Source organism: Streptomyces albicerus (assembly GCF_008905045.1).
GTDB classification, from domain to species: domain Bacteria; phylum Actinomycetota; class Actinomycetes; order Streptomycetales; family Streptomycetaceae; genus Streptomyces; species Streptomyces albicerus.
In genome coordinates, this window is record NZ_VWMY01000008.1 from 79,939 (window position 1) to 103,566 (window position 23,628).

23 protein-coding genes and 4 pseudogenes are annotated in these 23,628 nt (G+C 68.6%); 20 read left to right on the top strand and 7 right to left on the bottom strand.

The window, feature by feature from the left end; genetic code table 11:
- Positions 1 to 3 precede the first annotated feature (3 nt).
- The 3 genes and pseudogenes from GAS53_RS08675 to GAS53_RS08680 form a co-directional block, all read right to left on the bottom strand.
- Complete coding sequence (locus GAS53_RS08675) at positions 4 to 258, bottom strand: hypothetical protein (RefSeq protein WP_225858810.1); 255 nt, start codon at positions 256 to 258, stop codon at positions 4 to 6.
- Positions 230 to 883: a group II intron maturase-specific domain-containing protein gene (locus tag GAS53_RS56145; protein ID WP_263974118.1), complete on the bottom strand. Its 654-nt coding sequence runs from the start codon at positions 881 to 883 to the stop codon at positions 230 to 232. Before GAS53_RS56145 ends, GAS53_RS08675 begins: the two co-directional genes overlap by 29 nt.
- Positions 817 to 1,899: pseudogene (locus GAS53_RS08680) on the bottom strand (reverse transcriptase domain-containing protein); the annotation flags it as partial. The gene GAS53_RS56145 and the pseudogene GAS53_RS08680, both read right to left, overlap by 67 nt.
- Positions 1,900 to 2,965: 1,066 nt before the next feature.
- On the opposite strand from GAS53_RS08680, the gene GAS53_RS08695 reads away from it, so the two are divergent.
- The 10 genes and pseudogenes from GAS53_RS08695 to GAS53_RS08740 all read left to right on the top strand — a co-directional run.
- Entirely contained in the window at positions 2,966 to 3,196 is a 231-nt protein-coding gene (locus GAS53_RS08695; protein ID WP_060904594.1) for a hypothetical protein, read from the top strand.
- Complete coding sequence (locus GAS53_RS08700) at positions 3,177 to 3,686, top strand: DUF6879 family protein (protein ID WP_192583024.1); 510 nt, start codon at positions 3,177 to 3,179, stop codon at positions 3,684 to 3,686. The genes GAS53_RS08695 and GAS53_RS08700 overlap by 20 nt, the downstream gene beginning before the upstream one ends.
- Before the next feature lie 27 nt (positions 3,687 to 3,713).
- Positions 3,714 to 4,559: a helix-turn-helix domain-containing protein gene (locus GAS53_RS08705; protein WP_151476880.1), complete on the top strand. Its 846-nt coding sequence runs from the start codon at positions 3,714 to 3,716 to the stop codon at positions 4,557 to 4,559.
- Positions 4,560 to 4,770: 211 nt separating this feature from the next.
- Complete coding sequence (locus tag GAS53_RS08710; RefSeq protein ID WP_225858811.1) at positions 4,771 to 5,046, top strand: hypothetical protein; 276 nt, start codon at positions 4,771 to 4,773, stop codon at positions 5,044 to 5,046.
- The gene (locus GAS53_RS08715) at positions 5,043 to 5,585 is read left to right on the top strand and encodes an NUDIX hydrolase (protein WP_151476882.1); all 543 of its coding nucleotides are present in this window, start codon (positions 5,043 to 5,045) and stop codon (positions 5,583 to 5,585) included. Before GAS53_RS08710 ends, GAS53_RS08715 begins: the two co-directional genes overlap by 4 nt.
- Before the next feature lie 388 nt (positions 5,586 to 5,973).
- Complete coding sequence (dapF, locus tag GAS53_RS08725) at positions 5,974 to 6,717, top strand: diaminopimelate epimerase (protein ID WP_151476883.1); 744 nt, start codon at positions 5,974 to 5,976, stop codon at positions 6,715 to 6,717.
- A complete protein-coding gene (locus GAS53_RS57565) occupies positions 6,699 to 7,301 on the top strand; it encodes a D-alanine--D-alanine ligase family protein (RefSeq protein WP_263974115.1) in 603 nt (200 codons plus the stop codon). The genes dapF and GAS53_RS57565 overlap by 19 nt, the downstream gene beginning before the upstream one ends.
- Positions 7,280 to 7,636: a D-alanine--D-alanine ligase family protein gene (locus GAS53_RS57570; RefSeq protein ID WP_263974116.1), complete on the top strand. Its 357-nt coding sequence runs from the start codon at positions 7,280 to 7,282 to the stop codon at positions 7,634 to 7,636. Before GAS53_RS57565 ends, GAS53_RS57570 begins: the two co-directional genes overlap by 22 nt.
- A 37-nt stretch (positions 7,637 to 7,673) precedes the next feature.
- Positions 7,674 to 8,078 (top strand): annotated as a pseudogene (locus tag GAS53_RS08735) (C39 family peptidase); the annotation flags it as partial.
- Positions 8,079 to 8,232: 154 nt separating this feature from the next.
- Positions 8,233 to 8,550, top strand: a pseudogene (locus tag GAS53_RS08740) (glutamate ligase domain-containing protein); the annotation flags it as partial.
- Between the two features lie 111 nt (positions 8,551 to 8,661).
- On the opposite strand, the gene GAS53_RS08745 reads toward GAS53_RS08740, so the two are convergent.
- Positions 8,662 to 8,907, bottom strand: a complete 246-nt coding sequence (locus GAS53_RS08745; protein WP_225858812.1) for a hypothetical protein — start codon at positions 8,905 to 8,907, stop codon at positions 8,662 to 8,664.
- A 409-nt stretch (positions 8,908 to 9,316) separates the two neighbouring features.
- On the opposite strand from GAS53_RS08745, the gene GAS53_RS08750 reads away from it, so the two are divergent.
- The 8 genes and pseudogenes from GAS53_RS08750 (at position 9,317) to GAS53_RS08790 (ending at position 16,185) form a co-directional block, all read left to right on the top strand.
- Positions 9,317 to 9,781: a hypothetical protein gene (locus GAS53_RS08750; RefSeq protein ID WP_151476885.1), complete on the top strand. Its 465-nt coding sequence runs from the start codon at positions 9,317 to 9,319 to the stop codon at positions 9,779 to 9,781.
- A 217-nt stretch (positions 9,782 to 9,998) separates the two neighbouring features.
- Positions 9,999 to 10,943 (top strand): intradiol ring-cleavage dioxygenase, encoded by a 945-nt coding sequence (locus tag GAS53_RS08755; RefSeq protein ID WP_404829187.1) that lies wholly within the window; start codon positions 9,999 to 10,001, stop codon positions 10,941 to 10,943.
- Positions 10,944 to 10,952: 9 nt separating this feature from the next.
- Positions 10,953 to 11,816 (top strand): triphosphoribosyl-dephospho-CoA synthase, encoded by an 864-nt coding sequence (locus tag GAS53_RS08760; RefSeq protein ID WP_151476886.1) that lies wholly within the window; start codon positions 10,953 to 10,955, stop codon positions 11,814 to 11,816.
- Between the two features lie 325 nt (positions 11,817 to 12,141).
- Positions 12,142 to 13,320: a DUF3500 domain-containing protein gene (locus GAS53_RS08770; protein WP_151476887.1), complete on the top strand. Its 1,179-nt coding sequence runs from the start codon at positions 12,142 to 12,144 to the stop codon at positions 13,318 to 13,320.
- A gap of 10 nt (positions 13,321 to 13,330) precedes the next feature.
- The gene (locus GAS53_RS08775) at positions 13,331 to 14,653 is read left to right on the top strand and encodes a HupE/UreJ family protein (protein WP_225858813.1); all 1,323 of its coding nucleotides are present in this window, start codon (positions 13,331 to 13,333) and stop codon (positions 14,651 to 14,653) included.
- A 261-nt stretch (positions 14,654 to 14,914) separates the two neighbouring features.
- Positions 14,915 to 15,022 (top strand): annotated as a pseudogene (locus GAS53_RS56155) (ABC transporter ATP-binding protein); the annotation flags it as partial.
- Positions 15,023 to 15,141: 119 nt separating this feature from the next.
- Complete coding sequence (locus GAS53_RS08785; protein ID WP_151476888.1) at positions 15,142 to 15,567, top strand: MarR family winged helix-turn-helix transcriptional regulator; 426 nt, start codon at positions 15,142 to 15,144, stop codon at positions 15,565 to 15,567.
- A 165-nt stretch (positions 15,568 to 15,732) separates the two neighbouring features.
- On the top strand, positions 15,733 to 16,185 hold the full coding sequence (locus tag GAS53_RS08790) for a MaoC/PaaZ C-terminal domain-containing protein (protein WP_192583026.1): 453 nt from the start codon (positions 15,733 to 15,735) through the stop codon (positions 16,183 to 16,185).
- Positions 16,186 to 16,446: 261 nt separating this feature from the next.
- On the opposite strand, the gene GAS53_RS08795 is transcribed toward GAS53_RS08790, so the two are convergent.
- A complete protein-coding gene (locus GAS53_RS08795; protein WP_151476890.1) occupies positions 16,447 to 17,145 on the bottom strand; it encodes a class I SAM-dependent methyltransferase in 699 nt (232 codons plus the stop codon).
- Between the two features lie 199 nt (positions 17,146 to 17,344).
- Positions 17,345 to 18,025, bottom strand: coding sequence for a response regulator (locus GAS53_RS08800; protein WP_151476891.1), 681 nt, complete (start codon positions 18,023 to 18,025; stop codon positions 17,345 to 17,347).
- Positions 18,026 to 18,583: 558 nt separating this feature from the next.
- Here GAS53_RS08800 and GAS53_RS08805 point away from each other — a divergent pair.
- Both GAS53_RS08805 and GAS53_RS08810 read left to right on the top strand, forming a co-directional pair.
- Positions 18,584 to 20,584 carry an RICIN domain-containing protein gene (locus tag GAS53_RS08805; RefSeq protein WP_151476892.1) on the top strand — a complete coding sequence of 667 codons (2,001 nt, stop codon included), beginning with the start codon at positions 18,584 to 18,586 and terminating at the stop codon, positions 20,582 to 20,584.
- A 444-nt stretch (positions 20,585 to 21,028) separates the two neighbouring features.
- Positions 21,029 to 22,438, top strand: a complete 1,410-nt coding sequence (locus GAS53_RS08810) for a glycosyltransferase family 39 protein (protein WP_151476893.1) — start codon at positions 21,029 to 21,031, stop codon at positions 22,436 to 22,438.
- Here the strand turns inward: GAS53_RS08810 and GAS53_RS08815 are convergent.
- Positions 22,429 to 23,400, bottom strand: a complete 972-nt coding sequence (locus GAS53_RS08815; protein WP_151476894.1) for an aldo/keto reductase — start codon at positions 23,398 to 23,400, stop codon at positions 22,429 to 22,431. The two genes, GAS53_RS08810 and GAS53_RS08815, sit on opposite strands and share 10 nt — an antisense overlap.
- Positions 23,401 to 23,628: the final 228 nt, after the last annotated feature.

Below are 23,628 nucleotides of genomic sequence, written 5' to 3' on the forward strand. Positions count from 1 at the left end.
GTCCTAACCCTCAACCGGGAAGGCCCCGTGCACGGACATGCTGGTCACGTCCCAGTGCATCCGGGCCACATCGATCCCGAACTCACCGATCGCCCGCGCCCCGACCGTGCCCGCGATGTGCTCCAGGTGCGGAGCGATCGCATCCAGTGCCCGGGCCAGACGGTCATCGTTGAGCAGACCGGGCTCGATCCCGAAGACCTCTTCCACCGCCCAGCACCTGGCCCAGTCCTCAACCCGCACCAGCGGCGCGGGCGACATGCTCGTCCGCAGTGCACCAGTGCTTTCGGGATCTTTCCTGTCTGCCTCCGGCGAACTGTTGGTGAAGTCGGCCCGGGGCGCGGTTCCGGTCTTTCGACCGGCCCGTTTCCCCGGAGCCGCTTCCCGAACCGGGCATGCGACTTGGCACCGCACCCGGCTCTCCACAAGCCCCGAGGGACCCGCGGTGGTGGTCCTCATCCCGTGGCGCCCCAGGGAGAGGGACTACCAGACCTCGGTATCGGTAGCGAGTGGTGCCTACCGTGATCGGGTCGAACAACTCCCTGTTCTCGCTGGTCCACCATGACCTACGGCCGCAGTACTGCCGGTAGATCTTCCTCCGACCCGTCTTGGGGTGCTTGCGCTGCACCCATCTCCAGACCGTGTGCCACATGTAGTTGCGCAGGTAGGAGAAGGTCGCGTAGGACACCCCGGGCCGGAAGTAGGCGCACCAGCCCCGCACTGCCGGGTTGATCCGGGCGAGCAGGGCATCGAGCGGCTGGTTCGTACCGACCTGTCGGCACAGCGTCTTGACCTTGGCATGATGGCCCGCAGGGCCTTCTTGGCCGGGTAGGTGTAGACGTAGTACCGGTCGGTGCCTGGTTTCCGGTGGAGCTGGATGCGCCAGCCGAGGAAGTCCAGGCCCTGCTCGATGTGGGTGATCAGAGTCTTCTCCGGCGATAGGCGCAGGCCCATTGTGGAGAGGACTTCCGCGATCTCGTCGCGCAGCGTTTCGGCGTCGGCCTTGGTGCCGTGCACCATCAGGCACCAGTCGTCCGCGTACCGCACGAGGCGGTAGTTGGGCAGAGTACGGCGTCGACGCCTCCGGCGCTCGTTGGCATCAGGTCCGGCGCCTCCCGGCTCCTGGGCGATGTGCTCATCCAGGACCGAGAGCGCGACGTTGCTGAGCAACGGCGAAAGGATCGAACCCTGCGAGGTGCCGGTGTCGTTGTCCCGCAGCAGGCCGTCCTCGCTGAGGATGCCCGCCTTGAGGAACGCCTTCACCAGGGCCAGGACCCGTTTGTCCCCGACGCGTGCCCGCACGCGCTCCATGAGAGCGGGGTGCGAGATCTCGTCGAAGCAGGCTTTGATGTCGCCTTCCACGATCCACTCGTATTTCATGGACGTGAGGAGGCGCACCTCGGCCACCGCGTCCTGAGCCCGGCGGTTCGGGCGGAACCCGTAGGAACACGGGAGGAAATCCGCCTCGAAGATCGGCTCCAGCACCAGCTTCAAGGACGCCTGCACCACCCGGTCGGTGATCGTCGCGATCCCCAGACGGCGCAGCTTGCCACCAGACTTGGGGATCATCCGCTCCCGCACCGGCATGGGCTGGAAACTGCGGTCCTTGATCTGCGACCGCAGCACGTCGAGGAACTCCTCGATGCCGACCCACAGCGCGATGGACGACGCCGTGCGTCCGTCCACCCCGGCCGTGCGTGCACCCTTGTTACCCCGCACCCGATCCCAGGCCACCAGCAGGAAGCCGTGATCGGCAACGAGACTGAACAGGTCGTCGAACCTGCGATGAGGATCATCACGAGCCCAACGGTGCAGCTTGGTCTGGATCTTCAGTACCCGGCGCTCCGCCTCATACAAAACACGCTCCAGCTCGTCGGTATTCACCGGCGACCCTCCCGACATTCCAGTACGTCAGCCACTGACTTGCTGGCCCCCTTCGCCCTGCGACCGGCTTTCCCGGTCTCCGTGACGGGTCGTTACTCCCGCGACTACTACGGGGCCTCCGCCCCACCCACGGCCATCAGTCGGCAACGGACCTGCCCACCACCGAACTGGCTGCCCGGCGGCTCGGGCGACCGCGGATAGTTCCCACGTTCACCACGCAATCGATCGGTCAGGGAGGCGCCCAGCTCTACTCCGGCAGCATCGCCACGCCTACGCCGCAGGCTTTCAACGTGGCCTCCCCACTGGAAAGGGAAAGTCCGGCTTCGGAGTTGACCCGCCGTCCGAAGAGGGGCGGATCACGCGCTGCATACCGGCCCATATCCACCAGGTTTGAGCCGGCTGGATGCTCACGGAGCTTCAACCACTGGTTCGCTCTCGCTACACCTTCTGACCTCGCTAGACGGACCCGCACCGTCCGGTAGTCCCGGCACGTCCCGCCGTTGTCGGGGCCGCTTGCCACCCTCCCCGGCGTTCCCCGGATCAGGCTGCCCCCAGCTTCACCAGACCGCTGCGACGGCCCGGCGGTGTCGGCCTTTCACCTCCACTCGATTACGCGGTACTTCGTGGCGCACTTCCTTGCCATCCAACCCAGTCGCCGCAGGCCAGAGGGTTCGGGCCGAAGGCAGGGGCACGAGACTGCGTCGACAGCGAAGTTAGTCCGCGCAGGTCAGCGACCTCGGCCGGACTAACTTCACTGTCAAAAGACACGAACTGGTGAGTCGTCGAAGTGAACCGCGCGTATGCGCCCGTGCGCGTCGACCAGAATTTCTCAGCTCGACGGGCGACTTCAGCGGTTTCCCGGCTTGGGACGGCGCCTCTTCTACGGGCTGGAGGAGGGGCGGACAACAATTCAATCCGGCCATCCCTGGAGTGCTGCGGCTGGCCTGCTGCTCGTCGCTCTGCCCCCGGCCGCGTAAGGTCAACTCCCGTACGTCTGGCAAGTTTCGGCAAGTTCCTCGCTCCATGGCCCAGCCGCGGGCAAGCTCTGGCACAGAGATCGTTACCGGCACCCGAGGAGGACATCATGGCCCTGCGTAAGCTCGGTAAGGACCCGGAGAGTCCCAGTGGCGGCTCCCCCACCATCTACCTCGACGAGGAGAAGGACAGCTACCTCGTGCAGGGGTTGAAGGTGGAGGACATCGAGCGTCTCAGGCAGATGGACATCCCCGGCCACGAGTCGGTGGTGGAGATCCCCCGGCGCATGGTGCAGTTCTTCCTGGAGGTGAAGAAGGCCGATGAGGACCCCGACGTTTGAGGAGCTGTTCCGCGACTGCCAGAGGACGGCCGTCCATCTGGAGATGCGCGACGCCTACATGAAGTCGGATCCGGCCTTCATCGACTGGAAGGCCGGCGTGACACTCGACCCGGCCGAGCGCTGGGGTGACTGGCACAGCCTCGTCACGGAGGCGACCTCGCGCGGCGTCGAGGTCCGCCGGGCCCGGATCGTCTCGACTCCCGTCAGCGAGTACATCCGCTTCGAGTACGACGTGACGGATGGACTGAACATCGCTGCCGGCGAAAACGTGCGCTGGCTCTCCCGGCGAAACGCAACGGGCCTCGCGCTTCCTGGCAACGACTTCTGGCTTTTCGACTCCAGCCTCGTTCTCGTCAACCACTTCGATGGCGACGGCGAGAACATGGAGGTGGAACTCACAGACGACCCTGAGGTCGCGAAGCTCTGCGAGTCGGCCTTCGAGGCCGTGTGGGCGCGGGCAACACCGCACGCAGAGTTCCAGCCGGCCTGACAGCTCGAACAGCCTCATCGCAGCGACATGACATCGCCATCTTCGAGCGTTCAGGAAGCCCGCAGGGCCCTGGGTAGACGCCTGAGCGAAATCCGGCTCGAAGCCGGGCTCACCAAGCGAGCGTTGGCCAACAGTCTCGGCTGGCATGAGTCGAAGTGTTCGCGCTTCGAGAGCGGCACGCGTCCGCCCTCGGAGCGCGACCTGCGTGCGTGGGCCGCTGCTTGCGGCGCGGAGAGTGCGGCCGAGGATCTCGTCTCGACAGCCCGCGGCATCGAGGGCATGTACGTCGAGTGGCGCCGGATGGAGCGCACCGGCCTGAAGCAGGCCCAGGAGTCCGTTCTGCCCCTGTGGGAACGCACCCAGCGCTTCCGCATCTACTCGCCGTGGCTCATTCCCGGCCCCGTGCAGACCGCCTCGTACATCACCGCACTGCTCACCTCTATTCGCGACCGTCGCGGCATTATCGATGACGTGCCGGCGGCCGTCAGCGTGCGCGTGGAGAAGCAGCAGATCGTGTACGGCAACCACACGTTCGCGATCCTCCTGGAAGAGGGCGCACTCCGAAAGCGCATAGGCGGAACGGAGGTGATGGCCGGCCAGCTCGGCTATCTGCTCAGCGTTATGGCGCTTCCCTCGGTGAGCCTCGGCATCATCCCTGAAGACGCCGACCGCTCAAGCCTCTGGCCCGTCGAGGGATTCTTCCTGTACGACGACCACACGGTCCACGTCGAACTCGTCTCGGCCCACCTGACCGTCACGCAGAAGCACGAACTTGCCATGTATGCCCAGGCGTTCACCGATCTGGCAGAACTTGCCGTCTACGGCCCGGCGGCGCGCGAAATCGTCACGGCAGCCATCGAATCTCTGGGGTGAACGCCGGGCAAGTTCCGGCACACTCGTAGAGCCCCTCCTGTCGCTCTTCCTAGCGTTACTGGCACGGCTGGAAGACGTGCACCGAAGGGGCGAGACGGTGATCACTGTGGCAAGTAGTGGCAAGGCATCGAGAGCAACCGACAGCGCTGGCACCGGAGTTCTCCCAGCCGATCTCGAGACGATCTCGGAGAGCACCGAGACAGTCCTCTCCATGCAGATGGCCACCTCGACCCGCAAGGACATGGACGTGTCCCTGCCGGAGATCGTCGGGCACCTCAACCGTCTACTCGGCGAGGATCTGGGAGCAGACGAGGACGAGGACGTACGGGAGCTGTTCCACAAGGGGTACCGGCTCATCGACTTGCAGAACCGTCCGACCCCAGAGACCCCGTCGTTCGGCGCCTTCATCTACCTCCGGGATGCCGCCGACGTCACGCGAAGGCTCCTGTGGATCTATACCCAGCGCCACGGACTCGGCGCCCCGTGAGTGTCAGGGAAGACCAGATCATCCGGGAGCTGTCCCACTACATCTACGAGCACCCTGACGAGCAGATGGCGCTGATGCCGCTGTACGACGCCGCCCGCGACCACGCGCAGTGCGGGACCTGCACCCACAGCCGGCGCTGCCCCCTCATGACGACGGGCGCGGTCGTCGTCAATGAACGCAACTGCGTCCTGTCCCTGCGGCACGAAGGAGCCTTCGCCCTCGCGGAGGCGGAGCCGGAGGAACAGGACGACTCTCTCAGCGGAGCGGCCCTGCGCCTGTTGGCAGAGGCGGTCGGCATCCGCGAGGTATGGACGGAACCCGACAGCGATGGCCCCTTCCTGATCGACGTGACCAGAGCGGGGCAGCACAGGTACGGCCCCCGCCTCCGGATCGGCTTCCGATACCTCTTCCGGGCCCACTCCGGCGCCGTCGCCCCCATGGTGATCGAAGCGGGCGCGGCGGCCTGGATGCCCCTCGGAGAAATCGGTATCCCGTCAGTCCGCAACCGCCTTCACGGCCACCTGGTCGGCGCCCGATGAACCCCCGGAACCAACAACTCGCCTGCGTGGCAAGCCTCCTGGCACTCGGCGGTTCAATCCTCCTGGCCATCTGGAGAGGCTGAATGTACGAGCGTCGCACCACCGACCCGACTCCCGCGCCCCCTCCTCCCCTCGGCACCATCGCCGGTCAGAGGCAGCCCAGCGATATCCACATAGGCGACTTCGTGTGCCTCGACGGGCGGACCTGCGGATCCGCGACATGAGGTCCGCCGGCACCGCGGGGCACCGGGTGCTGATCTTCGACGGGCACGCCCCGTGGGTCATGAAGGAGCCGACGACCACGTATCGGCCCATCGAACTCCTCTGACCCCGGGCCCCATTCGACCATCACGAGCACTGTCACCTCAGCCCAGGGAGGAGCTTTGCCATGCGCTTCCGCAAGATTCACGGAGCGGGGAACGACTTCGTCCTGCTGGCCGACCCCGGGCCGGACGGCGAGAAGGACTGGTCGAAGGAGGCCGAGCGCCTCTGTGCCCGGCGAACCGGCGTAGGCGCGGATGGCCTTGTCATCAGCAGCCTGCTCAGCGTCAGCCCGGTCGTCCTCGAAGTCGGCTGCTTCAACGCCGACGGCTCGATCGCGACAATGTGCGGGAACGCTCTGCGATGTACCGCCTGGGCCGCGCACCATGACCACGGCTTCCGCGAGATGAGTCTCCGCATGGCGGGGGTGATGCACGAGGCGATCGTGAGCGACGACTCCGTGTGGGTCACGGCCGAAGTCGGCGCGGTCAAGCCCCGCCGCGTGCAGGCCGTCATCAACGGCAAGGCGACCTGGTTCGACAGCGCCCACACCGGCACCGAACACGTCGTCGCCGTCGTGGACGACGTGGACGCCATTGACCCGGTACTCCTCGGGCGCCTCGTGCGCCACCACGCGGACCTTGCCCCGCTGGGGACGAACGTCAACTTCGTACAGGCCGCCGGCAGACAGGCGCTGAAGATCCGCACCTACGAGCGCGGCGTCGAGGCGGAAACCCTGTCGTGCGGGAGCGGGGCCGTCGCGACTGGCAGCGCGACCGAACGGGGCTCGGTGTCGCGCTCCTCTACGGGCCGGTATCAGCAGAGGACCGGCTCTACCACTCGAAGTGCCCCGTGGACCAGCGCTCCGTGACCGCCCTGTCCAAGGCCCTGGACGACATCGGAGCCCGCTGGAAAGTGCTGAACCCGTGCGAGCCGGACTTCATCATGGAGTTGGCCGGGTACGACGTGGCCCTCTCGAACCTTCACGGGCCGTACGGGGAGGACGGGAGGTTGCAGGGCCTGCTCGACTACCTGCGCGTGCCGTACTGCGGCAGCGGAGTCGGGGCATCCGCGGTGGCCGCCGACAAGATCCTTTGCAAGCGGGTGATGCTGAGCCTCGGCGTCCCCACGCCCGGATGGTGGGTGTGGTCCGGGGGCCCGATGCACTGGAACGGGCGGGCCGCGATGGTCAAGCCGCCCTTCGGCGGCTCCAGCGTAGGCATGAGTCTGGTCCGCGAACAGGCGGACCTCGCCAGGGCACTGACGGACGCTGCCGGCGAGGAGGACGCAGACGTGCTGGTCGAGGACTACCTGACCGGCGTGCCGCTGACCGTGGGGTTGCTGGAGCTGCCCGGAGGTGCGGTCGTCGTGCTCCCCCCGCTGGCCACCGAAGCCACCGAAGCGGAGTTCTCGACGCCGACACCAAGCTCGACGTGGAATCCAGGGGCGCCGTAGCCGTACGGGCCGCCGAGCTGCCGCCCGAGGTACTGACCAAGGTCACCGAGTACGCCACGACGCTGTGGGACGGGCTCGGCCTGCGCGGCTCGGCGCGCGTCGACTTCATCCTCACCGAGGATGACCAGCCGTACGTCCTGGAGGTCAACAGCACGCCGGGCATGTCCCGTGACAGCAACTTCGTGGTGGGCGCCGCGATGGTCGGACTCACGCACGTGGATGTCGTAGTGGCGATGCTGCACGAGGCGTTGGCTCGCCCGCCCTACGATGTTCCCCTGCCCACTCCCGCGTTCTCCGGCACCACACTGACTCGGGAGGCTGCCGTCTCACCGTAGGAGCCCGCCCACCGTGCCGCGCGTCCACGATGTCCCCATGTGCCGCCAGCTCATCGCCCCCGCCGAATGGGATCTACACGGAGGATGGGCACTCGGGGACAGGGTGGAATGGTCCAACCGGGCGTGCGGCCTGGCGTCGCTGAGAATGATCCTGCTCGCCTACGAGCGCGAGGCACCCACGGTCACGGAACTGCTGAAACTCGCGGTCAAGCACGAGGTTCTGACCCCGCGTGGAGCACTCCACGCGGGGGTCGCGAGCCTGGCTACCGACCTCGGGGTCCCCTCGACCGCAGAGCCCGTACCGGTCGAAGACCTGCTCACCCGACTCGATGACGCACCAGTCATCGTGTCCGTGACCGAGCAGTTCCCCGACGACGGACGTTCCGGAGGCCACCTCGTCATCCTTCGCGGCTACGAGGACGGCCCCGACCCGACGATCTTCATCCGGGACCCGTCCGCCTGGGGCCAGACGCACGATCGAGTCCCTCTCAGCCGCCTGTCCCCTTCCTACTCCGGCCGCGCGATCACCTTCGCGCCCCTGAACAACGGAGAGTCCCGAGGCAGACGGCGACACGACCGAGGCCGCAGGCGGCCGGAGAATCGCCGTACTCGGAGAGATGCTGGAGCTGGGCGACGAAGCCGTGGAAGCTCACCGCGAGGTCGGGCGCATGGCAGCCGAGAACGGCGTCGATCTCGTCGTGGCGGTCGGCGACACACTCGCCAAGCAACTCGCCCTCGCCGCGGGTGCGGCGGGCGTGCCGGACATTGCCATGGTCGGTGACAACGGCACCGCCGCCGCCTACCTGGCGTCCATCCTCCGCCCCGGCGACGTCGTTCTCGTGAAGGCGTCCCGCGGTGGACAGCTCTGGCAGATCGCCCAAGCACTCACCGGGCAGCCCGTCACCGGCCTGTGAGCAGAGCCGCCGGCCCGCTACCTCGCCAGGTTAGGACCGGACTCGCGCCCGGGGAGGACGCCCGATTCGGGGATCACCAGGTTCACACTGGATGGCGCGAAGGCTCCCCGACTATCGGCCGTTGAGTTCGGCGCGGCACACCGCGCAGTACATGGCCGCACGGCGTCCGTGCCGACGCATCAGCTGACCGCACCCGGCGCACAGCCCCAGCACCCAGGGCGGACAGCCCAGCGCGGCCGAGGCGGCAGCCCGCTCGACGGACGTGATCAGCGTCGGCTTCACCCGCTGCAGCGGCATCCGCGGCAGGGTGTAGCCACCGGCTGCGGCCACCCGCGGCGGGGACGTGCGGGGCGTCATTTTTCACACGGACCGCAGCTGCGAGTACGTCTCGCGGAAGTTCCGCAGAGTCTGCCGCAAGCTGGGCGTTTTCCAATCCACGGGCAGGGTGCAGGTTCTCCATGGTGGCCCGGGAGCCGACGGGCGGCTCGGCCTGGCCAACCACCTGTCCGCGGATGTGGCCGTGCGCCGGAGCGGCTCGCGCGGTCCTGCGGCGGCATGGGACGGGCCTGTGCTTGTTCAATGAAGATCCACCATCTTGAAGTCGCTGGCCACGGGGCTGGTGTGAGTCGGTGATCGTGTACTCGTGCTGGTCGCGGGCGGTTGTCGGACCTCAAGATCGTCTGACGTTGCGGCGATCACGGACCTGTGGATTCTCCGGCGCGTGTGAGGCAGATATCCGTACGATCCGGGCGGGAGGTACATCAAGGTGGCCCAGGACGCGGAAGCGGACCTTCGTGAACTGATCACGGCCCGCAGCGCCGAACTGGAGGTGCAGGCAGAGAAGTTGAGCCAGCAGTTGCAGGAGGTCCGCGACGAGTTGGAGGAACTTGCTGTCGCCGAACGGGTGGTGCGTCGGCTGGCTGAGCAGGTACGCGCCGAGGCCGAGCGGCCCGTGACGCCGCCCGCCGGGCAGGTCGCGGGCCGTGCGGTACTGGCGGTGCCGCAGCGCGAGCGTGGCATGGACGAGACGGTCCTGTCCGCGGACTACCAGCGGATCATGGACGTGGTGCGGCGGGCCGACGGACCGGTCATGGTCAAGCAGGTCTGCGGTGAGCTGGGGATCTCCCTGGAGCCGGTCCGTTCGGAGGCGATGCGCGCGAAGCTGAACCGGCTGGCCGAGCGGGGCTGGCTGCGCAAGCTCGCGGACGGGAAGTTCACCACCACACTGTGAACGTGGGCGGGCGCGACGACCTGCGCCTTGGCCGGCCCCCAGGTCATCCCCCACCCCCGTCTTTGATCCTCAAGTGGCAGAAGGACGCGCCGCTGATGGCGGTGTAGGGCCAACGCGCCGACTACCGCGCCTTCCTGAAGATGCGCGGTACGCATTCTCGGCTTGCGCACAGCGACGGCTCAGGCTCTTGACAGACGCCGTCCCTACGTTCATGGACATGACGGGAAACCACAGAGACACCTCGATCACCCGGCGCCGCGCCCTCGCGGTGACCGGCGGCACGGTCGCCGCCGGCGGCCTCGCCGTGGCCGGATACCAGGCGGCCTTCGCCGATGACGCGACGACGACCACCGCCGATGCCACCGCCAGCGCCTCGGCGACCTCCGCCAGCAGCGAGTGCATGACACTGATGTCGAGTGTCACCGAGGGCCCGTACTACCTGGACGGTGCCCTGGTCCGTAAGGACATCACCGAGGGTAAGAGCGGTGTCCCGCTGACCCTGCGTCTCACCGTCGTGGACGCCACCGACGGCTGTACCCCGGTGCCCGGCGCGGCCGTGGAGATCTGGCACTGCGACGCCTGGGGCTACTACTCCGGCTACACCACCGCCAACCCCGGCGGCTCCGCGCCCGCGGAGAGCGAGGACGGTTCAACCGCCAACGACAACACCTATCTGCGCGGCTACCAGATCGCCAACGCCAACGGGGTTGTCAAGTTCGAGACGATCTTCCCGGGCTGGTACACCCCGCGCACCTGCCACATCCACCTGAAGGTGCACACGGGCGGTGAGAAGGAGGACGGCACCTACGAGGGCGGCAAGGTCAACTACACCGGCCAGCTGTTCTTCGCCGACGACATCGCCGAGGAGATCTTCACGCTGGAGCCCTACTCCCAGCACTCCGGCAGCTACACCACCCTCGACAACGACATGGTGTACGACGGCGGCGGTGCCTCCAGCGGTCTGCTCACCCTCAAGGCCATGCACAAGAAGGACCCGTCCAAGGGCTACAAGGGCTCCCTCACCCTTGGCGTCGACCCCGACGCGGAGAACACCGGTGCGGGCAGCGGCGGTGGCGGCGAGGGCGGTACGCCCCCAAGCGACGCCCCCACGGGCACGCCGCCGAGCGACAGTGCCTCCCCGTCGGCCTCGGCGTCCTCCTAAGGTCCTCTAATGAGCAGCCGCGAGGACGAGACACTGGCGCAGGCCGCCGTGACCGCGCTGACCGGACAGCTGGCGCTCGCCCCCAAGCCCGGCCTGCCCGATCCGCGCGACCTGGGCGCCCGTACGACCCGGGTGGACCACAGCGCCCTGCGCTGGTCTGCCAAAGCGCTCGCGCCCGGCCTCGCGGCGATGGCCGCCGCGGCCCGCCGCACGGGCGAGCCCACTTCCCAGCTCCGTACGGAACTCGGGGCGATCGGCCGCTGCACCGAGCACTCGGTGGGCCTGGCCGGCGGCGGCCACCGCGGCGCCCTGTGGGCGCTCGGCCTGCTGGTCGCCGCGGCCGCCCTCGACCCGCATGCCGGGGCGAAGGACGTGGCCGCGGCCGCCAAGCGCATCGCCGCCCACCCCGACCGACGGGCCCCGCGACGGCCCTCGCGCGGCTCATCGATCTCGGCGAAGTACGGCGCCGCCGGTGCGCGAGGCGAGGCACGGGCCGGATTCCCGCACGTACGGCGGGCGTTGGACGCCCTCGCCGCCGCCCGCTCGGCCGGCGCCGACGAGAACGAGGCCCGCCTGGACGCCCTGCTCGCCGTCATGTCCACCCTCCAGGACACCGAACTCCTGTACACCGCAGGCCCCATCGGCCTCCGGCACGTCCAGGCCGGGGCCCGCGGGATCCTCGACACCGGCGGTACGGCGACGGAGGCCGGCCGCGAGGCCCTGCACGCCCTCGACGCCGACCTGCACGCGCGCGCGTGGAGCCCGAGGGGGAGCGCGGGGCTGCTGGCGGGGGCGTTGTTCCTGGACTCGCTTCCGGTGACCGTCGGTTCGAAGTCAGACACCGGCAGCAGTTCGCGAGTACGGGCTGCCTGAGAGCCGTCCGCTCGTGGGCCCGGCGCGTCGCCGGACCCATCGCGTACGACGCCACCAGCGTCGCCCCTCCCATCAGCAGCCACCCCGCCGTCCCCCACCCGAGCAGCAGCGAGGTCAGGACCAGCGGGCCCAGGGTGCGGGCCACGGTCACGCCGGTCCCGAAGAAGCCCTGGTACGCGTCGATGCGGTCGGCCGGGGCCTCCGAACGCATTCGCCCCTGCCCGGCAGGGACCCGGACTTTGCCCAATTCACAAGCGGCTCCCATGGAGGTCCCATACGGCTCACCCACGATGGGAGCCCCTGCACGCACCACTCCAGGAGTCCCATGTCCACCCATTCCCCCACCGCCTCTTCCCCGACGGCTTTGCCCGCACACGGGTCACTGCCGCGCGGAGGAAGGCGAAGACGGGCACTCGTTCGCCGCGCCATCGCCCTGGCCACCTGCGTCGGCCTCGGCGTCGCCGGCTGCGGCTCCGAGGACTCCTCGTCCACGTCGTCCGAGGCATCTTCGAGCCGGAGTTCATCCGCAACGTCGAGCACGGGCGCCGGGAAGGCGAACACCGCCGAGGTCGTTGCCGCCGCCAACGCGTTCCTCACGACGCTCTCCGACGACGAGAAGGACACCGCCGTCTACGACTTCGACGACGAGGCCAAGGCCAAGGGCTGGTCGAACTTCCCGACCGCGCTCGTCGCGCGCAACGGCATCGAGTTCGCCGACCTCGACGACGACCAGAAGGCCGCGGCGCTGAAGGTCATGGAGGCCGCCCTCAGCGAGCAGGGTTACAAGGAGCTGGAGGATATCCGCATCGCGGACGAGTACCTCAGCGAGGTGGGGTCGTCGGGCAGCGGGGGCGGCCCCGGCGGGGGCGACGACTACGGCGCGGACAAGTACTACCTGGCCCTCTTCGGGGAGCCCAGCGAGACCGAGCAGTTCACGGTCCAGTTCAACGGCCACCACGCGGGGTACAACATCACCTACTACAAGGACGACGTCAGCCTCTCGCCCACGCTGACCGCCATCGAGCCGTCGAAGTTCGAGACGGACGGCACGTCGTACGCCCCGCTCCAGGACAAGCGGGACACCACCATCGCGGCCATCGGATCGCTCAGCGACAGCGAGCTGGAGAAGGCCGAGATCGACGGCAGCTTCGACGACCTGCTGCTCGGCCCCGGCAACGACGGCCCCTTCCCCGACCCCGAAGGCGTCGTGGTCGGCGACCTCAGCAAGAAGCAGCAGGACAAGGTCACCGCGATGATCCGCACCTGGGTCGACGACCTGGACGAGGAGGCCGCCGAGGCGCTCATCGCCAAGTACGTCTCCGAGTACGACGAGACGTATCTGGGCTGGAGCGGCGCGACGACCATCGACAACAAGGAGACCTACGTACGGGTCGACGGCCCGTCGGTCTGGATCGAGTTCTCCAACCAGGGCGGCATCGTGGTCGACGGAGTGCACCAGCACACGATCTTCCGCGACCAGACCGCCGACTACGGATGGAGCTGAGGGTTCCACGGTGCGCCGTCTCCTGCCCGCACGTCCGTCGGCAGCTCGTCTGCTGCCGACGTTCCTGCTCGCGGCCCTCATCCTGATCGGCGGCCTCGCGTCGCCGGCCGGCGCCCATCCGATGAGCACCTCGGCCGTCCTCCTCGATGTCCGCGACGACCGGGTCGAGGGGGAGGTGCAGCTGCCCGTCGACCGCCTGGCCGTCGCCGTGGACCGGGACCTCACCCGGGAGACCGTGCTCGGCGCCGAGCGGGCGTTCCTCAAGCGGTACACAGCCGAGCACATCACGGCCGTCGGCGAGGACGACCGGCCCTGGACCGTCAGGCTCGGCACCGGTTCGGTCCGAACGATCGACGAGGTGGCGCACCTCGTCTATCCCCTCGAACTCCGCCCGCCCGACGGCCGGGTCACCACCTTCGACCTGGCCTACGACGTCATCGTCGAGGAACTGCTCACCCACAAGGTCATCGCCACCGTCCGTTACGACTTCGACCGCGGCATCCTCAAGACCGACGACGCCGAGACCCTCGGAGTCTTCGACTTCGACACCAAGAGCCTGAAGGTCCCCGCAGGCGAAGGCTCTTGGATACGAGGCTTCGCCACCACCGCCGGCCTGGGTATCGAGCACGTCGGCGAGGGCGCCGATCACCTGCTGTTCCTCCTCATGCTGCTCATCCCGGCCCCGCTGGTGGCCGCAGGGGGCCGATGGCGCGCGGCTCCTTCATCGCGTCGCAGTATCGTCCGGGTCGTCCACGTCGTCACCGCGTTCGCCATCGGCCACTCGCTCACCCTGGCCCTGGCGGCCACCGGGGTGATCAACCTGCCGACCCGCCCGGTCGAGACCCTGATCGCTCTCTCGATCGCCGTGTCCGCGGTGCACGCTCTACGCCCCCTGGTGACCCGCGGAGAGATCCTCATCGCCGCCGGTTTCGGTCTCGTCCACGGCCTGGCGTTCGCCTCCCTCATCAGCGACCTCGGCCTCGACCGCGGCTCGCTCGTGACCACTCTGCTGGGCTTCAACCTGGGCATCGAACTGACCCAACTGCTCGTCGTCGCCCTGATGATGCCCTCCCTGATCGTCCTGGCCCGCACCGCCTTCTACCCCGCGTTCCGCATCGGGGTTGCCCTCCTCGGCCTGCTGTTCTCCATCTCCTGGATGCTCGAGCGCGCCACCCTGACATCGACCGACCCCTTCGAGGGCATCCAGACGTGGCTGGTCGACCACCCGCTGGTCGTCGCCGTGACGGTCGCGGCGCTGGCCGTCATCGCCCGGCGCACCGCGCCACAGACGTCGTCCGACGGCGACGGAACGCTTCGAGCCGGAGCCCACTGACAGCGTTCATGCCTGCCCAGCCGCTGCGGCAGCCGTGCCCAGGGGGCATGTTCCTGAGGACACCACACGTGACCCGTTGCCGGGTAGGTGGTCAGGATTGTGGGAACGGGCACGGTTGTTGCTGCGCCTGGAAGGCGTGTAGGACTTGCCGTTGGTGGGGGGAACTCCTCCGGTCCGAGCGCGCCCGCAGCGCGTCCACCGTCTCGTCGAGCACATGAGAGGTGACGGCCCACCGAGCCCGGGCACTGCTCAGCAAGGTAACGCGTCGCCATCGCCCGCGCCGCCGCCAACAGGCCCGAAGTGCCGCTCATGGACGAGCCCTTCGCGGCGCTCGATGCCCAGACCAGCGCAGATCCGGAGGACCTCGTCATCGATCCGACGCCACCCATGATCTCGGCTCGGGGCTCTGGTCATCGGAGAAGAGCGACGAGGTCAGAGTTGCGCAATACAACCTTGACAGTTGCTTCGTACAACTCCAGGATGGCGTCATGACAGCCCGGGACGAACTCCTCGATGTGATCCATGAGGCGATCATCCTGTTCTCCCGCAATGCCAGGGTTCGGGCGAACAACATGTACGACGAGCTTTCCTTCGTCGCGTACACGATGCTGTCCTACGTAGGCACCTTCCCCCATCCGACCGCCTCCGATCTGGCGGAGAGGTACGGCTTGGAGAAGTCCACCGTCAGCCGTCAGCTGTCCCAGCTGGAGGCGGACGGCTTGCTGCGCCGGGTGGCCCATCCGTCGCGGCCCCGAACCAAGTTGCTGGAACTCACCGACACCGGCCGCGCCTGCCTCGCCCACGTACGGCAGCACCAGCGCAAGGGGCTGCAGGAACGGCTCGGCCGGTGGCCGGACGAAGACGTCGAGACGTTCAGCCGCCTGCTCTGGCGGTTCGTCACGGAACTCGACTGACGTCCGGGACCCGCCCAGGACACCGCTCGCGGTGCCGGCGAAGACGAGCGCTCAGCAGTGACCGCAGGCAGGACGGACGGAGACCCGTATGCGACTCGGCACGCACATCCACCGGTTTGTCCCGGTCAGAGGTCAGGCAGGGACTGCACCGGCGCCGGAACGGCGGTGAGTCGGGTGCTGTACGCCGAACACCTTCGGCCCGGGGCCGTGTTCGCCCTGGGCAGCGCCAAGATCTCCAGGGAGGAGATCCTCGATTTCGGCCGCCGCTTCGACCCGCTGCCTCTGCACACGGACGAGGACGCGGCGGCCGGGAGCCGCTTCGGCGGCCTCATCGCCAGCGGCTTCCACACCGCGGCGGTCCTGCAACGCCTCATGGTGGACGCCGTGTTCTCACGCGCCGCCATCATCGCCGGCCGGGAGATCAGCTCCCTGCGCATGCGGGCGCCGGTCAGGCCGGAGGACGTCCTGCACGGCACGCTGGAGATCGTGGAGGTGCGCCCCCGCGACGACGGTACGGCCGTCGTCCGCAGCCGGGGCTCCCTCACGAACGACTCCGGCACCGTCGTGCTGGAAGCACACGGAGAGGCGCTCTGGGAGCACCGGCGGGCTGGACCGTAGGCGGCACGGCTCGATATTCCGGTACCCCGGTGGTCCCACCGGCGCCCGCTTGACAGCGAGCCGCGCGGGTGCGGGTGCCTTCTCGGCCGGCGCTGCGGGCCACGGTGGTGGGCCGACCGGGCAGCGTTCCGCGGCCCGGCGCAGCGGCCGGCTTCGACGACGCCCGGGCCGGACGCCGCCCGGTGACGGCGGACGGCCCTCGGCTCACCGGCCGGCGCGGCGCGGCAACCGCGCTGCGCCGGCCGCGCGCTCCACACGGCGTCAGCGCAGGGTGAAGAAGATCATCGGGTTGTCCCTGCTGTCGCGGAGGGGGTGCCCCAGAGCGAGGGCTCGTTTGACGTCGTTCAGACGATCGTGGATCTCGGGTTCGCGGGCCCGGGAGGCCGTGAAGCAGGCGTTTTCCCGGTCGGTGAGCCAGCGCAGGACGACCGCGCCCTCGGTGAACGGCAGTGGCCTGCGGCCGTGGAAGACGTCGTGGACGCACACCGGTATGCCCGGCCGCAGGCGCGGGAACAGCTCGCGGATGTACCAGCGGGCGAAACTCGCCGAGTGCGCCGCGTCGATGAAGAGGAAGTCTGCGGTGTCCGGGATCTTCTCCAGGTTCTCCCGTGCGTCTCCCTGCGTGAACGTCCAGCGGCCGGTGGACAGTTGCTCGGGGATGTTGCGCACGACGTGGTCCACGACGTCGTACGAGTACAAGTGGCCGGTGCCGTTGTCCCTCAGTGCCTGGAGGATCCAGGTGGTGGACCAGCCGTGGAAGGTGCCGATCTCCACCACCGTCTCCGGTCGGGTCTCACGCAGCAGGAGGTAGGTGATCTCCGCCTCGATGTCGTCGAGTTGGGCCTTCAGCGAGGTCGGCGGCGCGAGCAGTTTCCGCTGCTTCTCGCGGACCCGGTCGAGGTCGTGGGCGTAGGTGCGGTAGAGCCGGATGATGTGGTCGATGTCGATGATCTGGTGCATGTGCGCTCCGTGCGAAACCGGTCCTGGTTGGTCAGGGCGCGGTGACGGTAGGGCGCGGGGACGGGACCGCACGTCACACCCAGGTGCCAACTCCGGTGTCACACCCGGGTATGAGGTGCCTGGGGCGAGCGTTGGGCCGACCGTCGGGGCGGGCGCCGGGCGTTCCCGTCTGTGAGCCGGCCGCCGCACCGGGCGCGGGTCAGGCGGACTTGCCCGGGGTGATCAGCCCCGACTCGTAGGCCATAACGACGAGTTGGGCCCGGTCGCGGGCGTGGAGCTTGGCGAACATCCGGGTCATGTGGGTCTTGACGGTCTGTTCGGCCACCACCAGCGTCGCGGCGATCTCCGCGTTCGACAGGCCCTGCGCGACCAGCAGCAGGACCTCCGTCTCCCGTGGCGTGAGGCCGTTCAGCCGCACGCGCTCGTCCCGGCGCGGGACGGGGCGGCGCCGGGCCACGTCCTCGATGAGGCGACGGGTGATGGACGGGGCGAGCAGCGCCTCACCGGCGGCGATCACCCGCACCGCCTGCACGAGTTCGGCGACCGGGGCGTCCTTGAGCAGGAAGCCGCTGGCCCCGGCGTGCAGGGCCTCGTAGACGTAGTCGTCGATGTCGAAAGTGGTCAGCATCAGCACCTTGGGCCGGTGCACCACACCGGGCGGCGGATCGAGCAGCTGCCGCGCCGCCTCCAGCCCGTCCATCTCCGGCATCCGTACGTCCATCACCACCACGTCGGGATGCGTGCTGCGGCTGACCTCGATGCCGAGCCTGCCGTTGGGCGCCTCCCCCACGACGTCGATGTCGCTCTGCATCGACAGCACCGCGGCGAACCCCGAACGCACCATGTCCTGGTCGTCCACGACGACCACCCGGATAGTCATGCTCATCTCTCCTGTCCCGGTCACCTGAAGAACCCGTGCGGCCCGGCCACATGGCGTCGGAGGCGCGGCTGCAGCGACATCGCCGTACCGCTGCAGCCGGGGCGGAGACCGGGCCCCACTCTCCCCTCTCAGCAGGGACCACCGCCTCGGCCGAACGGCCATGAGCAACCGGCCCGGACACGCGGAATCTCGGCCGAACGGCGGATTGAGGGGCACGGAGCTGACAGGCAGAGTCCGGTGGGCCTCGACCGACGCCCGCGTCCAACGGCCCGCGGCCCACGGCCCCATCTCGGCAGCCGGCTCGTCGACGTCGCCACGGCGTGCGGACGCCCCCGGCTGAATCCGCCGCACAGAATCCAACGAGAAACGACAGAACCATTGACCTGCCGTTTGCCGCGCCCCTACCTTCTGACCGATTCACCGAACCCCGTCCGGTATATCGAGCAAGAGTGGCGGTGGCCGCACAGGCGTGCCCCCAGAGCTCTCTCTCACGACGCCCCGGGCCGGCGTCCTGGCAAGATCACGTTCATTCCCCCTTCCCTCCCCCTGGAGAGCCGCATGTCCCACACTGCTGCACGAAGATGGACAAGGCGCATCATCGCCCGGGTCCTCGCCGTCGGGCTCGTCGTCGTCGGTCTGGCGAGCCTCGACCGGCAGGAGCCGTCGACGCCCCTGGCCGTCGAACCGGCCGCTGTGAGCACCCATCAGATCGGCGTCACCCCGCCGCCGATGGGTTGGGCGTCCTGGAACAGCTTCTTCAGCAGCATCGACCACAACGTGATCAAGCAGCAGGCCGACGCCCTGGTCTCCTCCGGCATGGCGGCGGCCGGCTACAAGTACGTCAACCTCGACGACGGCTGGTGGCAGGGTCAGCGTGACGCGAACGGCAACATCGTCGTCGACGAGACCCTGTGGCCCGGCGGCATGAAGGCCATCGCCGACTACATCCACAGCAAGGGCCTCAAGGCCGGTATCTACACCGACGCCGGCAAGAACGGCTGCGGCTACTACTACCCCACCACCCGGCCCGCCGCGCCCAACACCGGCATGGAGGGCCACTACCAGCAGGACCTGGAGACCTTCCAGCGCTGGGGCTTCGACTACGTCAAGATCGACTGGTGCGGCGGCCGGGTGGAGGGCCTGGACCAGGAGACCCAGTACAAGCAGATCGCCGCCGCGAACGAGGCCGCATCGGCCGCGACCGGCCGCAAGCTGGTGCTGTCGTTCTGCGAGTGGGGCACCGGACTGCCCTGGAACTGGGCCACCGGTTACGGCGACCTGTGGCGCACCAGCCACGACGTGCTCCTGCACCAGGAGACCCCCGGCCTGACGAAGATGTACCGCAACTTCGACGAGGCCCTGCAGCCCGCGGCACAGCACACCGGCTACTACAACGACCCCGACATGCTGATGGTCGGCCTGAACGGTATGACCGCCGCGCGCAACCGGCTGCACATGAGCCTGTGGTCGATCGCCGGCGCCCCGCTGCTGGCCGGCAACAACGTGGCCACGATGACCACCGAGACCCGCGACATCCTCACCAACCCCGAGGTCCTCGCCGTCAACCAGGACCCGCGCGGCCTGCAGGGCGTCAAGGTCGCCGAGGACACCCGGAACCTGCAGGTGTACGGCAAGGTGCTCGCCGGCACCGGCAAGCGCGCGGTGATGCTGTTCAACCGCACCGGCTCCGCCGCGAACATCACCGTCCGCTGGGCCGACCTCGGCCTGACCTCGGCCTCCGCCACCGTGCGCAACGCCTGGACCCGCACCAACGCCGGATCCTTCGCCACCGGCTACACCACCTCCGTCCCCGCGAACGACGCGGTGCTGCTGACCGTCTCCGGCACCGAGGCATCCGGCTCGACGTACGAGGACACCACCACCGCCACCACCCCGACGTTCAGCAACGTCACCGCCTCCACGGCGGGTACGAAACTGGTGGACATCACGTACGCCAACGGCTCCGGTACCGCACGCAAGGCCACCCTCCAGGTGGGCGGCCAGTACGCGTACGTCGTGGCCTTCCCTCCGACCGGCTCGGCCACCACCTACCGGACGGTCTCGGTGCTCGCGCACCTGGCCAAGGGCGCGAACACCGTGAAGTTCGCCGCGGTCTCCGGCAGCACCGCTCCCGACATCGACGCCCTCCGCGTCCAGGGCATCCCCGGCGCCGACGGCGCCGCCCTCGTCGGCTCCGCCTCCAACCGCTGTGTGGACATCGACAAGAACACCTACATCAACGCCACCCAGGCACAGATCTGGGACTGCTCCGGCGGACGCAACCAGACCTTCCAGCAGACGTCGCGCGGTGAACTCGTCGTCTACGGCAACAAGTGCCTCGACGCCGACAACAACGGCACCACCAACGGCACCAAGGTCATCATCTGGGACTGCACAGGCGGCACCAACCAGAAGTGGACCGTCAGCTCGGGCGGCACCATCACCAACAACCTCTCCGGCCTCTGCCTGGACGCCTCCGACGCGGCAACCGCCAACGGCACCAAGCTGATCCTGTGGACCTGCAACGGCCAGAACAACCAGAAGTGGACCCTCACCTGACCTGACGCCGCCACGGTGTGATGTCACCGTGCCGAACCCGATCCCGGCAACCGAACCTCCGGTTGCCGGGATCTGTCGTTCCGAAGCCGATGGCCGCCGGCCCGCAGGTCAACGGGCGCTGAGCGAGGGCCTGAAGGTTCCAGAAACTGGCACCGTCATACCCAGGTATGAGCCAGAAGTCAGCACCTGGGTGTGACGTGCGTTCGCACTTCGCCCTCCTACCTTCAGCGCGCCCCCGACAGCGGCCCATCAGCACGGAGCGCGCGCATGCACCAGCACATCGAGAGGCGAGCCGGCCTCCGGGACCGTCAGGTCCGGTCGCAGCCCTCGGAGTTCGCCATCAACACCGCACAGGGACAAACGCACCCTCTTCTGAAGCCTGCCGTCGTTCGATCCAGGAGTCCGCGACGCGAACCGCCTGCCTCGCTGGCGGTCATCGTGCCCATGCTGGTCACGTTGGCCCTGGGCCTGTGGGGGATACGCCGACAGAACAGCATGTGGGGCGACGAATCCGTCACCTACCAGCTCGCGCACCGCAGCGTGGCGCACATCTGGCGCACCGTCCAACACGTGGACCTCGTGCACGCGCTCTACTACACGCTGATGCACGGGCTGTTCAGGCTGTTCGGCGGTGAGCTGCTGACGTTGCGCCTGCCCTCAGTGGTGGCGATGTCCTTGGCCGCAGCAGGCATCGGACTCCTGGGACATCGTCTCGCCGGCCCTCGTGTCGGACTGCTGGCCGGTCTTGTCTTCCCCCTGATCCCTCAGATTCAGCTGTACGCGCAGGAGGGCCGCTCGTACGCCATGGTGTGCGCTCTGGTCACCTGGTCCACCTATCTGCTCGTCCGCACCGTCTCCCGCCCGTCCCGAGGGCGGTGGTGCGCTTACGGCCTTGCCATGCTGCTCGCCGGCCTGCTCCACGAGTTCGCGATCCTGGCCGTGGCCGCCCACGGCGTGACCCTGCTCGTCTCCGGGGTCCCTCGCCCTGTGATGCGGGCGTGGACGGTGGCAGCCTGGGGCGCTGCGGCGGGGCTGCTGCCGCTGGCGGTGCTCAGTGCGGGTCAGTCCGGACAGGTCGCCTGGATCGCCTGGCCCCACCCGGTGCAGCTGCTGGGCCTGCTGGCCATGGCGGTGGTGGGCGTCTGGTGCGCGCGAAGCCCCGTGACCGGGCGCGGGCCCATCAGCCTGGCAGCTCTGGCGCTGCCGATCCTGATCCTGCCCGGTCTGCTCCTTCTCCTGCTCGCGCCCATCAAGTCCCTCTTCGTCGACCGGTACGTCCTCTACAGCACCATCGGTTTCGCGTTGCTGCTGGGCGCCGGTATCGATCACGCCTTCCGCCGGCCGCCGACGGGATGGGCCCCGTGGGCGGCGGCGGCCGCGGTGCTGGCCTCCCTGGTGCCGGTGAGCACGCACCTGCGGACACCGCAGAGCCACCACGACGACGTGATCGCCATCGGCCGCGCGGTACGCCAGTCCGCCCGCCCCGGCGACGGCCTCCTCTACCTGTCGGGCCGCCACCGCGTCTGGACCCAGGCTCGCCCCCAGGACATCCGGGTACTCACCGACCTCGCGCTTGCACAGGACGCCGTGTCCTCGGACACGCTGTCCGGCACCGAGCTGCCCGCCCAGGAGATCGCCCACCGCATTCGGGCCTTCCGACGAATCGTCGCAGTCCGCGACGCCGCAGGCGCGCACTCGGACATCAACGCCCCGGAGCTGGCCAAACACCGCACCTTGGAACGGTACTTCCGGGAATGCACGACCAAGAACGTCACCGGCGCCCGCGTCACCGTCTACGCGCGCGACGACGTCCCGTGCCCCGGCCAGGAGAGCGGAGGAACGGATCAGCAGTAGAAGTTCTTCTGCCAACGGTGCTTGGCCAGCAGCACGAGTTCCCCGGCGGTCAGCAGCGGCGCCTCGGTGACCGCGGCATTGCGTTCCACGTTCGCCAGTGACCGCATCCCGACGATGACCGTGGAGACCGCCCGCCCGGCGAGCGCGAACCGCAGTGCCGTGGACGCAAGCTCGTCGACGACGATCCCCAAGTCGGCGAGGAGCGCGTCCACACGCTTCTCCACCTGGGCGGGCCGATCGTCCCTGAAGTACCAGTTGCGCCAGTCGCCCTCGGGGAAGGTGACCCCCGTACGGATCGAGCCCGTCAGGGCCCCCTCGTCGAGCGCGACCCGCCCGATCACCCCCACGCCGTACTCCTCGCAGGCCGGCAACAGGGCGTCGGACGGGGCCTGCTCGAAGACGTTGTAGATGACCTGGACCGTGTCCAGCACCCCCGTACGCAGCACCGTGAGCACGTTCTCGGGCTGGTGGTCCTTGACGGAGATCCCGAAGAACCTGATCTTGCCCTCCTGCTTGAGGGCGTCCACCGTCTCCAGCCAGTCACCGCGCCCGGTCCACTCGTCCTCCCAGGTGTGCAGCTGAAGGAGGTCGACGTGGTCGCGGCCGAGCTCGCGCAGGCTGGTCTCCAGACTCTCGCGCAGGTGCGAGCCAGGGAACGCCTCCATGGGATCGAGCCCGCTGGGCGCCAGCGAGACCGGCAGCTTCGGCCCGACCTTCGTCGCCACGTACACGCCGTCACCGCCGCCCGGGAGTTCCCTCAGCGCACGGCCGACGACGCGCTCACTGCGGTCGTATGCCCTGGCAGTGTCGATGAGGTTGACGCCCAGGTCGAGGGCACGGTGCAGGGCACGGACGCCGGAGTCGTCGTCGGCGCCGACCCAGGCCCCCTGGCCAAGTCCCCAGGCGCCGTAGCCGATCTCGGACACGGTCAGCCCGGTGCGGCCGAGTTCCCGATAACGCATGTGCTGTTCAGGCCCCTTGCTGACGGTCCACGGTGAGGGCCGCTCTGCGCGTGCCCCTCAATGCCACGACGTGCCTGCACGACTGTACAAACGGTGGCATTCAGTCACCACCTGCGGAGGATCACTGAAACTTTCGCTCGTACCGCGTCGGCGAGTCCGCCGTCCTGCCGGCGCGATCGTCGAGCGCCGCGTGCAACGGCGGTACGAGGCTTCGAGTTCGATGTCCGA

Coding starts and splice junctions, on each gene's coding strand:
- GAS53_RS08675 (WP_225858810.1), bottom strand. CDS start 258: ATGTCGCCCGCGCCGCTGGTGCGGGTTGAGGACTGGGCCAGGTGCTGG.
- GAS53_RS08695 (WP_060904594.1), top strand. CDS start 2,966: ATGGCCCTGCGTAAGCTCGGTAAGGACCCGGAGAGTCCCAGTGGCGGC.
- GAS53_RS08700 (WP_192583024.1), top strand. CDS start 3,177: ATGAGGACCCCGACGTTTGAGGAGCTGTTCCGCGACTGCCAGAGGACG.
- GAS53_RS08705 (WP_151476880.1), top strand. CDS start 3,714: ATGACATCGCCATCTTCGAGCGTTCAGGAAGCCCGCAGGGCCCTGGGT.
- GAS53_RS08710 (WP_225858811.1), top strand. CDS start 4,771: ATGCAGATGGCCACCTCGACCCGCAAGGACATGGACGTGTCCCTGCCG.
- dapF (WP_151476883.1), top strand. CDS start 5,974: ATGCGCTTCCGCAAGATTCACGGAGCGGGGAACGACTTCGTCCTGCTG.
- GAS53_RS08745 (WP_225858812.1), bottom strand. CDS start 8,907: ATGACGCCCCGCACGTCCCCGCCGCGGGTGGCCGCAGCCGGTGGCTAC.
- GAS53_RS08755 (WP_404829187.1), top strand. CDS start 9,999: ATGACGGGAAACCACAGAGACACCTCGATCACCCGGCGCCGCGCCCTC.
- GAS53_RS08760 (WP_151476886.1), top strand. CDS start 10,953: ATGAGCAGCCGCGAGGACGAGACACTGGCGCAGGCCGCCGTGACCGCG.
- GAS53_RS08770 (WP_151476887.1), top strand. CDS start 12,142: ATGTCCACCCATTCCCCCACCGCCTCTTCCCCGACGGCTTTGCCCGCA.
- GAS53_RS08785 (WP_151476888.1), top strand. CDS start 15,142: ATGACAGCCCGGGACGAACTCCTCGATGTGATCCATGAGGCGATCATC.
- GAS53_RS08795 (WP_151476890.1), bottom strand. CDS start 17,145: ATGCACCAGATCATCGACATCGACCACATCATCCGGCTCTACCGCACC.
- GAS53_RS08800 (WP_151476891.1), bottom strand. CDS start 18,025: ATGACTATCCGGGTGGTCGTCGTGGACGACCAGGACATGGTGCGTTCG.
- GAS53_RS08805 (WP_151476892.1), top strand. CDS start 18,584: ATGTCCCACACTGCTGCACGAAGATGGACAAGGCGCATCATCGCCCGG.
- GAS53_RS08810 (WP_151476893.1), top strand. CDS start 21,029: ATGCTGGTCACGTTGGCCCTGGGCCTGTGGGGGATACGCCGACAGAAC.
- GAS53_RS08815 (WP_151476894.1), bottom strand. CDS start 23,400: ATGCGTTATCGGGAACTCGGCCGCACCGGGCTGACCGTGTCCGAGATC.